General features: G+C 70.6%; 12 protein-coding genes. 5 read left to right on the forward strand and 7 right to left on the reverse strand.

The annotated features are described in order from the left end of the window. Positions 1 to 107: 107 nt before the first annotated feature. The 4 genes from DEJ19_RS11335 to aroA all read right to left on the reverse strand — a co-directional run bounded on the left by DEJ19_RS11335 (position 108) and on the right by aroA (position 7,609). Positions 108 to 2,243: an oxidoreductase gene (locus DEJ19_RS11335; RefSeq protein ID WP_111233055.1), complete on the reverse strand. Its 2,136-nt coding sequence runs from the start codon at positions 2,241 to 2,243 to the stop codon at positions 108 to 110. A gap of 4 nt (positions 2,244 to 2,247) precedes the next feature. Further along, positions 2,248 to 3,111, reverse strand: coding sequence for an SDR family oxidoreductase (locus DEJ19_RS11340; protein WP_111233056.1), 864 nt, complete (start codon positions 3,109 to 3,111; stop codon positions 2,248 to 2,250). Positions 3,112 to 3,194: 83 nt separating this feature from the next. Further along, entirely contained in the window at positions 3,195 to 4,373 is a 1,179-nt protein-coding gene (locus tag DEJ19_RS11345) for an acyl-CoA dehydrogenase family protein (RefSeq protein WP_111233057.1), read from the reverse strand. Next, positions 4,370 to 7,609, reverse strand: coding sequence for a 3-phosphoshikimate 1-carboxyvinyltransferase (gene aroA, locus DEJ19_RS11350; protein WP_111233058.1), 3,240 nt, complete (start codon positions 7,607 to 7,609; stop codon positions 4,370 to 4,372). Before aroA ends, DEJ19_RS11345 begins: the two co-directional genes overlap by 4 nt. 119 nt (positions 7,610 to 7,728) lie before the next feature. Here aroA and DEJ19_RS11355 point away from each other — a divergent pair, with 119 nt between their 5' ends. Further along, positions 7,729 to 8,868: a glutamate--cysteine ligase gene (locus DEJ19_RS11355; RefSeq protein WP_181441514.1), complete on the forward strand. Its 1,140-nt coding sequence runs from the start codon at positions 7,729 to 7,731 to the stop codon at positions 8,866 to 8,868. 200 nt (positions 8,869 to 9,068) lie between these two features. On the opposite strand, the gene ffh is transcribed toward DEJ19_RS11355, so the two are convergent. Both ffh and DEJ19_RS11365 read right to left on the reverse strand, forming a co-directional pair. Continuing rightward, positions 9,069 to 10,619, reverse strand: coding sequence for a signal recognition particle protein (gene ffh / locus DEJ19_RS11360; RefSeq protein ID WP_027465889.1), 1,551 nt, complete (start codon positions 10,617 to 10,619; stop codon positions 9,069 to 9,071). Positions 10,620 to 10,663: 44 nt separating this feature from the next. Then, positions 10,664 to 11,359 carry a VOC family protein gene (locus DEJ19_RS11365; protein ID WP_111233059.1) on the reverse strand — a complete coding sequence of 232 codons (696 nt, stop codon included), beginning with the start codon at positions 11,357 to 11,359 and terminating at the stop codon, positions 10,664 to 10,666. Positions 11,360 to 11,443: 84 nt separating this feature from the next. Here DEJ19_RS11365 and lipB point away from each other — a divergent pair, with 84 nt between their 5' ends. After that, complete coding sequence (lipB, locus tag DEJ19_RS11370; protein WP_111233089.1) at positions 11,444 to 12,175, forward strand: lipoyl(octanoyl) transferase LipB; 732 nt, start codon at positions 11,444 to 11,446, stop codon at positions 12,173 to 12,175. Beyond that, positions 12,172 to 13,155 (forward strand): lipoyl synthase, encoded by a 984-nt coding sequence (gene lipA / locus DEJ19_RS11375; protein ID WP_111233060.1) that lies wholly within the window; start codon positions 12,172 to 12,174, stop codon positions 13,153 to 13,155. Before lipB ends, lipA begins: the two co-directional genes overlap by 4 nt. Before the next feature lie 78 nt (positions 13,156 to 13,233). On the opposite strand, the gene DEJ19_RS11380 is transcribed toward lipA, so the two are convergent. Beyond that, entirely contained in the window at positions 13,234 to 14,259 is a 1,026-nt protein-coding gene (locus DEJ19_RS11380) for a TerC family protein (RefSeq protein ID WP_110859106.1), read from the reverse strand. A gap of 217 nt (positions 14,260 to 14,476) precedes the next feature. Between DEJ19_RS11380 and ftsY the strand changes: the two genes are divergently transcribed. Together ftsY and DEJ19_RS11390 are read left to right on the forward strand one after the other, a co-directional pair. Next, entirely contained in the window at positions 14,477 to 15,346 is an 870-nt protein-coding gene (ftsY, locus tag DEJ19_RS11385) for a signal recognition particle-docking protein FtsY (protein WP_027465892.1), read from the forward strand. 83 nt (positions 15,347 to 15,429) lie between these two features. Continuing rightward, complete coding sequence (locus DEJ19_RS11390) at positions 15,430 to 15,588, forward strand: hypothetical protein (RefSeq protein ID WP_017888269.1); 159 nt, start codon at positions 15,430 to 15,432, stop codon at positions 15,586 to 15,588. Positions 15,589 to 15,604: the final 16 nt, after the last annotated feature.

Raw genomic sequence — 15,604 nt, forward strand, 5'->3', positions numbered from 1 at the left:
CACGGCGAAAGCTCGAGAGAGATCGCTCACAGCTGGATAGAGGGTCGAGCTGCGGCGATTCGACCGTTCATTCTTGCAGATTCCCGGCCGTGATGCGAGCCGACTCGCTACGGCGCGAGCCGCCGCACCGCTTCGAGGGCCTCGGACGTCGCCCGGACCGCGTCCACGCTCCGTGCGTCACGCGCACCGCCGACGACGGCGTACGGCACGCCGGCGGCCTGGAGGCCCGTCACGAGTCCGTCAGGCGCGTCGCCCTCGGCATCGGTCGCGCGCTCCTGCCCGGCGCAGACCACGACGGTGTCCGCCGGGACGCCGACCTCGTCCCCGTGCTCGTCGCGGATCCAGAGCACCCCGGGTTCGATGCGCAGGTACTCCTGCACGCCGCCGACCATCCGCACCCCGGCGTCCCGCAGCCGACCGATCGCGACCCAGCGCGAGGTGATGCCGATCCCCTGGCCGAACTTGCCCGAACGCCGGAGCACCGTCACCTGGGACCCCGGTCGGGTGGTGCGCCGTGCCGCGGGGAGGCGCTGCGGCACGTCGCCGACGAGCTCCTCGGACACGTCGAGGTCCCACCGGGCCGCGAACTCGGCGGCCCGGACGACCTCGTCGGGCGACTCGGTCAGGAACGCCGCGGTGTCCACGCCGATGCCGCCGCCGCCGATGATCGCGACGGTGCCCTCGGGTACGCCGTTCCGCAGGGCCTGCTCGTAGGACAGCACGTGCGGCAGGTCGCTGCCGGGGACGTCGATGCTCCGCGGGACGACCCCGGCCGCGAGCACGACGGCGTCGCTGTCGACGAGGTCCCGAGCCGTCGCCGGGCGTCCGAGGTGGATCGTGGCACCCCGCTCCGCGAGCTCGGCGCGGGCGGACCGCACCGTGGCGGCGTAGTCCTCCTTCCCCGGGACGAGCGCGGCGAGGCCGAACTGGCCGCCGAGGCGGTCGGAGGCCTCCCAGACGGTGACGTCGTGGCCCCGGCGTGCGGCGTCCACCGCGGCGGCGAGCCCGGCCGGTCCGCCACCGACGACGTCGACGCGCTTCGGGTCGGTGGTCGGGCGGGCGGGGAAGGCCACCTCGCGGGCGGCACGGGGGTTCACGAGGCAGGACACCGGTGCGCCGATGATCGAGCGGTCGAGGCACGCCTGGTTGCAGCCGATGCAGGTGTTCACCAGGGCGAACCCGCCCGCGAGCGAGCGCGACACGATGGCGGGGTCGGCGAGGAACGGCCGGGCGAGCGCGACGGCGTCGATCAGGCCGTCACTGAGCACAGCCTCGCAGTCGCGCAGGTCCGTCATCCGGTTCGAGGCGATCACGCGGACGTCCGGGTACGGGGACGCGCGCACCACCGCGGCGATCCGTGTCGCGTACGCCAGCCAGGCCCCGTGCGGCACCGAGGCCTGCACGGTCGGGGTCCGGGACTCGTGCCAGCCGATGCCGACCGAGATGCCGTCGAGCCCGAGCGGCAGCAGGTCGTGCACGAGCGCGTCGACCTCGTCCTCGGTCGACGAGCCGGGCATCAGGTCCGCGCCGGACAGCCGGATCGTCACGGCGAGCTCGGGCACCGCGGCGCGCACGGCCCGGACGACCTCGATCGCGAAGCGCCGACGCCGTTCCGCGTCACCGCCCCACTCGTCGTCGCGCAGGTTCGTCAGCGGTGACTGGAACTGGTTGATCAGGTACCCCTCGGACGCCATGATCTCGACGCCGTCGAACCCGATCGTGCGGGCGGTGCGGGCCGCGGCGGCGAAGTCCTCGATGGTCCGCTCGACCTCGGCCGACGTCAGCTCGGTCGGCACCACACCGCGGGCGGCCGCCCACGGCAGGGCCGAGGGCGCCACGACGCGCTGCGGGTCGCCGTGCCGGTCGACCATGCCCGACGCGAGCGCGTACCGCCCGGCGTGGAACAGCTGCGCCAGGATGGTCCCGCCCTCGTCGTGCACGGCGTCGACCGCCACCCGGAACCGCTCGTCGGCTCCCCCGACGCCGAACACCGCGAAGTCCGGACCTCCGCGGGCCTCGTCGTTCACCGCGATGCCGCCGGTGATGATGCACGCCGCTCCGCCGGCCGCCCGTTCACGGTAGAAGGCGGCCATGCCGGCTCCACCGTCGTCGTGTACCTCGAGCCCGGTGTGCATCGACCCCATCACCACCCGGTTCGCCAGGTGCAGGGGGCCGAGGGTCCAGGGTGACGCGACGGTCCGGAGGGACTCCGGCACGACGGGGGCGGAAGCGACGCTGCTCATGCGCCTATTCTGCGGTGTCCGCGGCCGGAGCGTCGGCCGGCAGCACCGCGTCGCGGAGGGGCGACGTCGTGTCCGACCAGTACGGCGGTGCGATGACCGTCAGCCCGCCGTCGACCGAGAGCACCTGCCCGGTGATGTACCCGGCCTTGTCCGACAGCAGGAAGTCGACGGCGTCGGCCATGTCATCGGCCGTCCCAGGGCGCTGCAGCGGGAGCTTCTCGAGGACGGTGTCCATCGGCGCCTGCCCGGGGACCTTCGTGTAGAAGTACTCGAGCGAGTCGGTGTCGATGAGGCCGCCGTTCACCGCGTTGACCGTGATCTGACGCGGACCGAACTCCACCGCCATGTACTTCATGTACGCCTCGCTCATCGCCTTCGCGGCACCGAGTGCGGCGTAGGTCGGGAATGCCCGGAGTGATCCGTACGAGGTCACGACGACGATGCGGCCACCCCGGTCCATGAGCTCCGCGGCGCGCTGGGCGCCGAGCACGAACGAGCGGGCGTTCGTGGCGTAGCTGCGGTCGAGGTGGTGCAGCTTGAGGTCGGCGACAGGCTTGAACGCGCTGGCGGCGGCGTTCGCGACGAACATGTCGAGGCGTCCGTAGGTGTCGCGCACCAGGTCGAACAGGGCGTCGATCGACTCCGGCTGCTCGATGTCGACCTGCGCCGTGATGCCGTCGCCGCCTGCCGCCCTGACGTCGGCCAGGGACTCCTCGGCCAGGTCGGCGTTGCCCTTGTACGTCACCACGACGGTGACGCCGCGCTGGCCGAGCTTCTGCGCGATCAGGCGGCCGATGCCGCGCGAAGCGCCGGTGATCAGTGCGATGGGCGGGCTGAGCGCGATGGGTGCGTTGGTGCTGTCGGTCACTGCGGTCCTTTGCGTGCGTGGGGACGGACGGGAGGCGCGGGGCGGGCCCGCCACGGGCCTCCAGTCCGGTGGTTGGTTGCGGTCTAGAACCCGGCCTTGCCGGTCACGACGGCGCGGCCGACGACCAGCTTCTGGATCTCGTTGGTGCCCTCTTCGAAGCGCTGCGCGCGTGCGTCGCGGTAGACGCGCTCGATGGCGTTGCGCTTCCAGTAGCCCTGCCCGCCGTGCACCTGCAGGGCCTTGTCGGTGACGCGCGCGAGCATGTCGACGGCGACCATCTTCGAGGCACTGGACAGGGTGCCGGCGTCGGGACGGTCTTCCTCGTAGGCGCGAGCGGCCTCGAGCACCAGGGCGCGTGCTGCGGCGATGTCGGCGTAGTTCTCGGCCAGGTAGAACTGGATCGCCTGGCGGCTGGAGAGCTGCTTGCCGAACGTCTCACGCTTGTTCGCGTACTCGACGGCGAGCTCGTTCGCCCGCTCCGCGAGCCCGACGGCGCTCATCGCGACGGACACCCGGCTCGGCAGCAGGAAGCCGCCGAGCGCGACCTCGAGACCCTGGCCCTCGGCACCGAGCAGTGCACTCGCCGGCACGGGCACGTCGGTGAAGCGCAGGATCGCGTGGTCGGTGCCGCGGATGCCCATGGTGTCGGAGTCGTCGATCACCTCGGCACCCGGCAGCCCGTTGTTCGGCATGAGGAACGCGACCGTGCCGTCCTGGCCGCTCGTCCCCTCGAGGCGGGCGGCGATGAGCCAGTAGTCGGCCTTGACGCCGAAGGTGATGAGGTGCTTCTCGCCGTTCATCACGTAGGTGTCGCCCTCGCGCCGGACGGTCGTGCGGATGTCCGCTCCGGTGCCCGCGGTGGCCTCGGTCAGGGTGAACGCGACGAGCTTGTCGCCGGCGACGCTCGGCTTGACGACCTGCTCGATCTGCTCCGGCGTCGCGTAGGGGGCCATCGCGCGCCAGGTGCCGTTGATGACGTGCACGAGCATGCGGATGGAGGCGTGCGAGCGGGAGACGACCTCCATGATCTCGAGGTAGCGCGAGAACGGGATGGCCCGTCCGCCGAGCTCGGTCGGGGCAGCGAGGCTGAGCCACCCCTTGTCCTTGAGCTCCTGGAACAGCTCGGGAGCGACCCGGCCGGTGCGCTCGATCTCGTCCGCCCACTCCTCACCGGGGCCGCGGACCCACTCGGTGACCTCGGCCTTGAGCTGCTGGAAGGCGGCTTCGTCGAAGCCCGTGCTCGTCTGCTCGACGATCGTCATCGTGTCTCGTTCTCCTTCGTCGCGACGAGCGCGGCCGCCTGCTCGCGCAGGATGTTCTTCTGGACCTTGCCGACCGCGTTGCGCGGCAGCTCGGTGGTGTACTCGAGTCGCTCCGGCCAGTAGTACTTGCTCACGCCGGCCGTGTCGAGGTACTGCTGCATCCCGGCGAAGTCGAGCGGCTCCTCCGCGCGGGCGTTCACGACCCAGGCGCAGGCACGCTCACCGAGCCGCTCGTCCGGCATCGCGACGATCGCGACGTCCGTGACCAGCGGGTGCTGGTACAGCAGGTTCTCGATCTCGACGACGGGGATCTTCTCGCCGCCGCGGTTGATGACGTCCTTCACGCGCCCGGTGATCGACAGGAAGCCCTTCTCGTCGACCTTCGCCAGGTCGCCGGTCCGGTACCAGCCGTCCGCGGTGAACACGTCGTCGGTCAGGTCCGGGCGGTCGAGGTAGCCCGCGAACATCGTCGGCGAGTGCAGCTCGAAGTTGCCCTCGGTCCCGGCGGGCAGCTCGATCCCCGCGTCGTCGACGATGCGGATCGCGATGCCCGGCAGCGCCCGGCCGTCGTGACCGTACGCGTCGGCGGGGTCGTCGCTCGGGCTGGACAGGGCCCCGAGACACGTCTCGCTCGTCCCGAAGGCGCCCAGGATGGCACTGCCGAGCACCGTGCTCGCCCGCTGAGCCAGTGCACGGGGCACCGCGGCGCCCGTCGGCACGAAGATCCGGAGCGACTCGGGCTGCGGAGCACCGGCCTCGACCAGGTCGACGAGGTCGGTCAGGAACGGCGTCGCGCACTGCACGAAGGACGCCCGTGCGACGCCGAACGCCTGCTCGAGTGCGACGCGGCCGTCCCACACCGGCTGGATGACCTGCGCCGCACCGAGCCGGAACGCCAGCAGCATGCCGTACAGGAACCCGGTCTGGTGCGCGAGCGGCGACGGGATGTAGATGCGGTCGGCGCTGGTCAGCCCGGACTGCGCCACGTGCATGGCGGTCGCGAGCCCGAGCGTGCGGTGCGGGTGCTGCACGCCCTTCGGCTCCCCCGTGGTGCCGGAAGTGAAGAGCAGCTGGCACACGTCATCCGGGCCGGGAGCGTGCGACGCGATCTCGTCGACGTCGACGTGCACGGCGGCGAGGGCGTTCTCGAAGTAGCGCCAGTGCCAGTCGCTCGCCACGACCCGTTCCAGGGCGTCGGCGGGCAGCGGCGGCTGGTTCGTCGGGGTGTCCCCCTGCCCGCGGGCCTCGGCGCGGAGCACGATGACGTGCTCGAGCGACAGGCGGCGGTCCTGCGCGGCGGCCTCGTCGATGACGTCGAGGAGTTCGAGCGCGGGACGGCGCTTCCGGAACACGTTCGGCAGGAAGACCACGCGGGCCTTCGAACGCGCCAGCGTCATCGTGGTCTCGCGGGGGCCGAACACCGGCATGATCGGGGTCGCGACGGCGCCGATCTGGATGGCACCGAGGGTGATCGACACGAACTCGCGCCAGTTCGGCAGCTGCATCGCGACGGATTCACCCGTGCGCACGCCGAGTTCGAGCAGCAGGGCGGAGACCCGGTCGGCCTCGTCCTGCAGCTCCTTCCACGTGGTGTTCGCGGGGGTCGCACCGCCGACCTCGATCACGGCCAGGCCGTCGGGGTCGGTCTGGGACAGCGCACGGACCCGCTCGCTCAGGACGAGCGGGTCGGCGTCGACGCCGGCGAGCTCGGGCACGGCGACGGCGGGCTGTGCTGCGGGCTGCGGGGCGGTGGGCTGCGCGGTGGGCTGCGCAAGCGGCTGCTCTGTTGGCTCGGGCGCCGCAGACGTCTCGAGGGGCGTGCCCAGGTGCGTGCGGACCCCGTCGGCCTCGGCGGCGTCGATCCGGTCGTCCCGCGCCGCCTGGGCCGCGAGCCGGTCGCCGACGGACATGTCGAGCCCGACGGAGCTCATCGCCTCAAGGAACGTCGGGTAGGAGATCCGGTAGGCACGCGGGTAGGTCAGGCCGGACACCCCGTCGGCGCCCGACGCCGCGACCGCGAGCGACATCAGGACGCGGTGGTCGTTGAACGAGGACATCGGCGCTCCGTGCAACCCGGCCGCGCCGACGCCGGTGACCCGCAGCTCGTCCGCGCCCTGCTCGGCGCGGCCGCCCATCCGGTTCAGCTGGAGCATCGCGGCGACCCGGTCGGACTCCTTCAGTCGGATGTGGGCCACGTTCCACAGTCGGCTGGTGCCCTCGGCGAAGGTGGCCATCGTCGACAGCACGGGCAGCAGGTCCGGGATCGGACGGCAGTCGACGTCGAGCGGCCGGAGCGGGGACCCGTCGTGCTCGATCCGGACGAAGCCGGTCTCCTCGTCGATCCGCATCGGGACACCCATCGCGGTCGCGAGGTCCAGGAACTCGCTCTCCGGGTGGTCGGTCTCGGCCGTCGTCGTGGCCGTCATGCCCCGCAGCAGCACGTTCGACTCGCGGGTGCCGGCCGCCGCGATGCCGAACGCTGCGGAGCCGATGTCGGGCGGGATGACGTAGTCGTGCGGGGTGGCCTGCTGGCCCGCCGGGATCCGGTACTCGAGCCAGTCGTCGGAGACCTCCACCGTCAGGCCGAACTGCCGCATCATCCGCACGGTGAGCTCGACGTAGGGCTGCTCGTTGAGCCGCCCGCCGGTGATGTGGATCCGGGTCTCGTGCTCGGCGAACGGCGCCACGAGCAGCAGCCCGGACACCCACTGCGACAGGGTGCCGGCGATCGTCACGTCACCGCCGCGCGGACGCTTCGGCTGCACGATGACGGGCGGGCAGTCGTTCGTCGCCTCGAGCTCCACCCCCATCTGCATCAGCGAGGTGAGCAGCGCCTTGATCGGCCGGCGCTGGAAGTACTTCATGCCCGACAGGGTCATCGGGCGGTCGGCCAGCGAGGCGAGCCCGGTCATGAAGTAGAGCGTGGTGCCCGAGGACCCCATGTTGAGCAGTCCGTCGGCACCGCGCGAGCCGTGGTCCACGACGTCGGTCGCCTGGTACCGGCCGCCCAGCCCGGTCACGTGGTACGCGTTCCCGCGACGCTTGACGTCGACGCCGAGGGCGCGGAGCGTGCCCACGGTCCACTCCACCTGTCGCGTCGCGCTCACCCCGGAGACGACACTCGTCCCCTTCGCGAGCGACGCGAGCACCAGCGCGCGGTGCGCGTGGTACTTCGAGACCGGGATGTCGAGTTCTCCGACGAGCGGGGCGTTCGTCCCGCGCACCACCAACTGCATGCGTACCTCTTCCCTGTAGGAACATTTCAACGGTACGCCCACAGTGGAACTAGTTGCAGGACGATCCGCACGATCGGGACAACGCTTCGTTGTGCGTGTCCGACAAGGACCCGGGCAGGATGGACCGCATGGACATCCGCTTCACCGAGTCCCGCCCGTCGACCATCGGCGTCGAGTGGGAACTCCCCCTGGTCGACCGGTCGACCGGCGACCTCGCTCCCCGCGCCCCCGCCGTCATCGCCGCCGTGCACGAGCGGCTCGGCGACCACGACCGCGTCACCGAGGAGCTGCTGACCAACACGGTCGAGGTCGTCTCGAGCGTCCACGACCGCGTGGGGGCTGCGACGAGCGAGCTGTCCGGCATCATCGGCGAGGTCATCGACGCCGCCGAACCGCTCGACGCCCAGGTGATGTGCTCGGGCACGCACCCGTTCGCGGTGTGGGACCAGCAGGAGATCACCCCGGACAGCGAGCACTACACGACCCTGATCGACCGCACCCGCTGGTGGGGACGCCAGATGCTCATCTGGGGCGTGCACGTGCACGTCGGCATCGACGACCGCGACAAGGCCGTCCCGATCATGAACGCGATGCTCGCCTACGTCCCGCACCTGCAGGCGTTCACCGCGTCGAGCCCGTTCTGGGGCGGCACCGACACCGGGTACGCCTCGAACCGCGCCCTCATGTTCCAGCAGCTCCCGACCGGCGGGCTCCCGCCGCAGCTCGGCGCCTGGGCGAACTTCGAAGAGGTCGTCGGCGACCTCACGCACACCGGCGTCATCGACGGCGTGAAGGACCTGCGCTGGGACATCCGCCCCTCGCCGGGCTGGGGCACCCTCGAGAACCGGGTGTCCGACGGCATCTCGACCCTGCACGAGGTCGGCGCCGTCACCGCGCTCGTCCAGTGCCTGGTCACCGCCTGCTCGGACCGGCTCGACGCCGGTGAGACCCTGCCCACCATGCAGCCGTGGTTCATCCGCGAGAACAAGTGGCGTGCCGCCCGCTACGGCATGGAGGCCGAGATCATCACGAACGTCGCCGGCGACGAGCGGCTCGTGACCGACGAGGTGCACGACCTGGTGCAGCGGCTCGACCCGATCGCCGAACGGCTCGGCTGCCAGGACGAACTGCACCACCTCGACACGATGATCGAGCGCGGTGCCTCGTACCAGCGGCAGCTGCAGGTCGCGCAGGAGAACGGCGGCGACCTGCGCGAGGTCGTCCGCCACCTCGTGACGGAGTTCCGCGAAGCGCTCTAGCCGCGACCGAACCGAATCGGGCGTACCTGGTCGAATCGGGCGTACCTGGTCGTTCCTCCCGACCAGGGACGCCCGATTCCACTTTCCATCGCGCGTGCGATGGGAAGGAACGTCGCGGCGCGACCACGAACGGACGGGAGGCCCGGTGCCAGCTGGCACCGGGCCTCCCGTCCGTCAGGTGGTCGCGATCGCGAGCCGCGTCAGCGACCCAGGAACTTCTGCAGCGACGCGAGCTCTTCCTCGGTCGGCGCCTTGCCGCCCTTGGCGCCGCCGAGGCCGAGGCCGGACCCCTGCGGGGCCTGCTGCGGCGCAGCCGCCGCGCCGGCCGCGAGGGCTGCGCGCTTGGCGGGGTTGCCCACCTTCGACTTCTTCTTGCCGCCCTGCTGCTGCTTCTTGCCGCCGTGCATGCCCGGGATCGGACCCATGCCCGGCATCTGCGGCACGCCACCGCGGGCGACGGTCTTCATCATCTTGGCGGCCTGCTCGAAGCGGTTGACCAGTGCGTTGACCTCGGTGACCGTCGATCCGGCACCGCGCGCGATGCGCAGACGACGCGAACCGTTCAGGAGCTTCGGGAGCTCGCGCTCCTGGGGCGTCATCGACTGGATGATCGCCTCGGTGCGGACGATCTCGCGCTCGTCGAAGTTGTCGAGCGCCTCGCGCATGCCCTTCGCTCCCGGGAGCATGCCGAGCATGCCCTTGATGGAGCCGGCCTTGCGGAGCTGCTGCATCTGCTGCAGGAAGTCGTTCAGCGTGAAGTTGTCGGTTGCGATCTTGTCCGCGACCTTGCGCGCCTCTTCCTCGTCGAAGGCGCCCTGCGCCTGCTCGATGAGGGACAGGATGTCGCCGAGGTCGAGGATGCGGCTCGCCATGCGGTCCGGGTGGAACGGCTCGAAGTCGTCGAGCGACTCACCCGTCGACGCGAACATGATCGGGCGGCCGGTCACGCTGGCCACCGACAGGGCAGCACCACCACGGGCGTCACCGTCGAGCTTGGAGAGCACGACACCGGTGAAGTCGACGCCTTCCTGGAAGGCACGGGCCGTGTTGACGGCGTCCTGACCGATCATCGCGTCGATGACGAACAGGACCTCGTCCGGGTCGACGGCCTTGCGGATGTTCGCGGCCTGCTTCATCAGCTCGGCATCGACACCGAGTCGACCGGCGGTGTCGACGATGACGGTGTCGTACTGCTGGTCGATCGCGGCCTTGATGGCGTTCTTGGCGACCTTGACCGGGTCGCCGACACCGTTGCCGGGCTCGGGCGCGAACACGTGCACGCCGGCCTGCTCGCCGACGACCTGCAGCTGCTGCACGGCGTTCGGACGCTGGAGGTCCGCCGCGACGAGCATCGGGGTGTGGCCGTCCTTCTTGAGCCACTTGCCGAGCTTGCCCGCGAGGGTGGTCTTACCGGCACCCTGCAGACCCGCGAGCATGATGACCGTCGGCGGCTTCTTCGCGAACTCGAGCCGTCGCTGCTGCCCGCCCAGGATGCCGACGAGTTCCTCGTTGACGATCTGGACGACCTGCTGCGCCGGGTTGAGCGCGCGGTTGACCTCGTCGGAGAGGGCACGCTCGCGCACCGATGCGGTGAACGCCTTGACGACCTCGAGCGCGACGTCGGCGTCGAGGAGCGCCCGCCGGATCTCGCGGACGGTGCCGTCGACGTCGGACGGAGTCAGCCGACCCTTGCTCCGCAGATTGCGGAAGGTCTCGGTCAGCCGATCGGAGAGTGAACCGAATTGCGCCATGATCCGTCGATTCTACAAGGCTCCCGCCGACGACACCGGCCCGTTCACCGCAGGAGGACACCCTCGGTCAGCTCGAGCGGCGCCCCGAGCCCCACGTCGATGACCACCGGCGCGCTCGACGGGCTCCGGTCACCGGTCGGGAACCAGCGTCGGTCGGGCGACACCAGGATCACGAGACCGTCCACGTCGCCCACCGCCGCGAACGACTCCCCCGGCGGGTTGGCGTACGGCTCGAGACCGGCGCGTCGCAGGGCCGAGGCTGCGCCGAGGACGTCGGGCACGGGGACGCCGACCTCGCTGACCGAGACGAGCGGGACGCCGGCGTCGGAGTCGCTGCCGGTGCCGGTGCCGGTACCGTCGCCGGTGCCGACGCGCCGGGCGCCCGACTCCAGGTCCCGCCGCTCGATGAGCTCGAGGAGCTGCTGGTCGGGCCCCTCGAAGTAGACCGACCGCGAGTTCCAGTTCGGCGGCCCCTCGAACTCGTCCTGGTCATCCGTACCGAGCACCGTCGTCAGCCCGGCGATCCAGGCCTTGGCCGCGTCGAAGGCCCCCGTGGGGATCGTGATCGCCAGGTGCAGGGCTCCGGTCATCTCCGGCAGTTCGCGGAACACGAGGAGCGTCGACCCCACCATGATGCGCGCCGTGGCGTCGACGATCTCGACCGAGCACCCCAGTCGTTCGTAGAACCGGGCGGTGTCGGCGAGCGATCGGGTGGCGAGCTGTACCTGTCGGATGTCCATGTCCTCATCGGACCATCTCAACCATTGTTAAGGTCAAGCCCCCGGTTGTTGGACGCCGTCCAGAAACTGTCGTACGCTCGCCGCATGCCGGAACTCGAGATCGTCCGCCACCACGGCTTGCTCGACTACGCGGACGGCCTCGCCCTGCAGCGGGACCTGCACGCCGACGTCGTCGCCGGCCGCTCCCCCGGGGCCCTCGTCCTCTGCGAGCACCCGTCCGTGTACACCGCCGGACGCCGCACCGAACCGTCCGACCTGCCGACGAACGGCGCCCCGGTCGTCGACACCGACCGTGGCGGACGCATCACCTGGCACGGGCCGGGGCAACTGGTCGCCTACCCGATCGTCCGGCTCGCCGAACCCCTCGACGTCGTCGCCTGGGTGCGCGACCTGGAGCAGGTCGTCATCGACGCCGCGGCTGCCGTCGGAGTGCACGCCGAACGGGTCGCGGGTCGCAGCGGCGCCTGGGTGCCGGGCACGGACGGGTCCCCCGCCGCCAAGGTCGGCGCGATCGGCCTGCACGTCGCCGAGGGCGTGGCGAGCCACGGCATCGCGATCAACTGCGACAACGCCCTCGACGCCTACGCCGCGATCGTCCCGTGCGGCATCGCGGACGCCGGGGTCACGACGCTGAGCGCCGCGGCGGCGCACGTGGGGCGTGCCGACGTGACCGTCGACGACCTCGCACCCCTGGTAGCGCACGGCGTCCAACAGGCCGTCGACGGCATGCACAGCGGCCGCCGGATCAGCACGACGGCCCCCAGCACCAGCACGAGCACGAGCACCGCGCCCGCCCGACAGGAGACCCTCGTATGACCCTCGCCCCCGAAGGCCGCCGCATGCTCCGGGTCGAGGCCCGGAACGCCGAGACCCCGATCGAGACGAAGCCCGCGTGGATCAAGACCCGTGCCACCCAGGGTCCGGAGTTCCGCGAGCTGTCGAGCCTGGTGCGCGACAAGCAGCTGCACACCGTCTGCCAGGAGGCCGGCTGCCCGAACATCTTCGAGTGCTGGGAAGACCGCGAGGCCACCTTCCTGATCGGCGGCTCGCAGTGCACCCGTCGCTGCGACTTCTGCCAGATCGACACCGGCAAGCCGGAACCGCTCGACCGCGACGAGCCCCGCCGGGTCGCGGACTCCGTCGCGGAGATGGGCCTGCGGTACGCGACCGTGACCGGCGTCGCACGCGACGACCTGCCCGACGGCGGCTCCTGGCTCTACGCCGAGACCATCCGGGCGATCCACGAACACTCCCCCGGCACCGGCGTCGAGATCCTGGTGCCGGACTTCAACGGGCGACCGGACCAGCTCGGCCCGGTGTTCGACGCCCGCCCCGAGGTCTTCGCCCACAACGTCGAGACCGTCCCGCGGATCTTCAAGCGGATCCGGCCGGCGTTCACGTTCGAACGTTCCCTCGACGTCATCACCCAGGGCCGCGACGCCGGACTCGTCACGAAGTCGAACCTGATCCTCGGCATGGGCGAAGAGCGCATCGAGATCGAGGACGCCCTGCAGCGCCTCTACGACGCGGGCACGGACATCATCACGCTGACGCAGTACCTCCGCCCGTCGCCCCGGCACCTGCCGGTCGCCCGCTGGGTCAGCCCTGCGGAGTTCGTCGAGCTCCGCCAGGTCGCCGAGCAGATGGGCTTCGCCGGAGTGCTCGCCGGACCGCTGGTCCGGTCGTCGTACCGGGCGGGTCGGCTGTGGGCACGGGCGACGGTGGCCCGCGGCGGCTCGGTTCCCGAGCACCTGGCCCACCTGCTCGACGCGACCCCTGGTCGCCAGGCCGTCTGACGCTCCGGCCGACACACGGACGGACAGGAGGCGCGGTGCCAGCTGGCACCGCGCCTCCGGTCCGTCAGGTGGTGACGACTACTTCGCGTCGGCCTCGACCGACTCCTTCGGCTGGCCGGTCGGGGTGAGCCCGCGCTCCTGGCGGCGCTTCGAGACCACCAGCGACGCGGTCGTGGCGACCGCGATCGTCAGCGCGATGAAGCCCAGCGAGAACCAGATCGGGATCTCCGGCGCCCACTCGATGTGCTCACCGCCGTTGATGAAGGGCAGCTCGTTGACGTGCATGGCGTGGAAGACGAGCTTCACACCGATGAACGCGAGGATGACGGCCAGGCCCTGACCCAGGTAGATGAGGCGCTCGAGCAGCCCGGCGATCAGGAAGTACAGCTGCCGGAGACCGAGCAGCGAGAACGCGTTCGCCGTGAACACGATGAAGGCGTCCTGCGTCAGCCCGAAGATCGCGGGGATCGAGTCGAGCGCGAACAGCACGTCGGTCAGGCCGATGGCGACCATGACGAGCAGCATCGGGGTGAACAGCCGCTTGCCGTCGACACGGGTGGTCAGACGGTCGCCGTCGTAGTGGTCCGAGGTCGGGATGATGCGCTTGAGGATCCGGATGAGCCGGGATTCGCCCTCGCTGCCGTGGTCGTTGCCGCTGCGGGCCTGCGACCAGGCGAGCCAGAACAGCAGCGCACCGAACAGGTAGAAGACCCACGAGAAGTTCTCGATGATCGTGACGCCGAGGGCGATGAAGACGCCACGGGCGACGAGCGCGATCGCGACGCCGACCAGCAGGACCTTCTGCTGGAACTCCTTCGGCACGGCGAAGCTCGACATGATGATGAGGAAGACGAAGAGGTTGTCGACCGACAACGCCTTCTCGGTCAGCCAGCCGGCGAAGTACTCACCACCGGCCTGCCCGCCGCCGAACACCAGGATGCCGATGCCGAACAGGATCGCCAGCCCGATGTAGAAGGCCGACCAGAACGCGGATTCGCGGATGTGGGGCACGTGCGGCGTGCGGACGTGCGAGTAGAAGTCGAACACCAGCAGCGCGAGGATGCCGGCGATCGTGATGAGCCAGACGAAGAGTGGGACGTCCACGGTTTCCTTCAGGTAGGGCGCGCCGCTGATGTGCGGGTACGCCGAGGCCTGAAGGTCTCTTCCGTCGCCCGGCACCGGAACCGGTGCCGCACGACCGGCGCCCCGGGGCCGGATCGTTCCGGACCGTACTGACGGGGTCACCGAGAGGGAATACTCCCCTTCGTGTTCCCGAGCATACCGGGCACAGCGGACATGTGCCGCGCTCTAAGCTGGGAGCATGGCGAGTTCCTGGTCACTGTCCTCACGGCTGCGCGGCCTCTTCCAGCGCAAGACGATCGACGAGACCACGTGGGAGGACCTCGAGACCGCCCTCATCGGCGCCGACTTCGGGCCCGACATCTCCGAGGAGATCATCGAGGACCTGCACGCCCGCGTCGACCGGTACGGCACGACCGACCCCGCCGACCTGCAGCGCATGCTCCGCGAAGTCCTCGAGGAACGGCTCTCCAAGCTCGACACCACCCTGAAGCTCAGCGCGCGGCCCGCCGTGGTGCTCGTCGTCGGGGTGAACGGCGTCGGCAAGACCACGACGATCGGCAAGTTCGCCAAGTTCCTGAAGACGTACGACCGCACGGTGCTCGTCGGGGCGGCGGACACGTTCCGCGCCGCGGCGGTCGAGCAGGTCGCCACCTGGGCCCAGCGCGCCGGCGTCGACGTCGTCCGTCCGTCGCAGCCCGGGCAGGACCCGGCGTCGGTGGCGTACCAGACCGTCGAGAAGGCGATCCGCGACCAGACCGAGATCGTCGTCATCGACACCGCCGGGCGGCTGCACACCAAGGCCGGCCTGATGGACGAGCTCACGAAGATCAAGCGCGTGGTCGAGAAGCAGACCGAGATCAGCGAGGTCCTGCTCGTCCTCGACGCGACGACCGGCCAGAACGGACTCGCCCAGGCCCAGGCCTTCATCGAGGGCGCCGGTGTGACCGGCCTCGTCATCACGAAGCTCGACGGCTCGGCCAAGGCCGGGTTCGTGCTGAGCGTGCAGGAGAAGACCGGCATCCCGATCAAGCTCATCGGGCAGGGCGAGGGCATCAACGACCTGACGGGCTTCACGCCGCACGTGTTCGTGCAGAACCTCGTCGGCTGAGCGAACGCGTCGGCACGCCGAGGAGTAGCGTCCCTGTCGGCCCGGGCATCTGCTCGGTCTCGTTCCAGGGATAGGAGACCCTCATGCCCGCACTGCTGATCATCGCGATCATCGTCGGCCTCGTCCTGCTCTTCAGCGGCATCTTCGTCGGTGCGCTGAAGCTCCTGCTCTGGGTGGGCATCGTGCTCATCCTGCTCGGGATCATCGGCTGGCTGCTCCGGACGATCCGCGGTCGCGCGTAGCGACCCGGCGTCCTGT

Source organism: Curtobacterium sp. MCSS17_016 (assembly GCF_003234255.2).
In the GTDB taxonomy this organism is placed as follows: Bacteria; Actinomycetota; Actinomycetes; order Actinomycetales; family Microbacteriaceae; genus Curtobacterium; species Curtobacterium flaccumfaciens.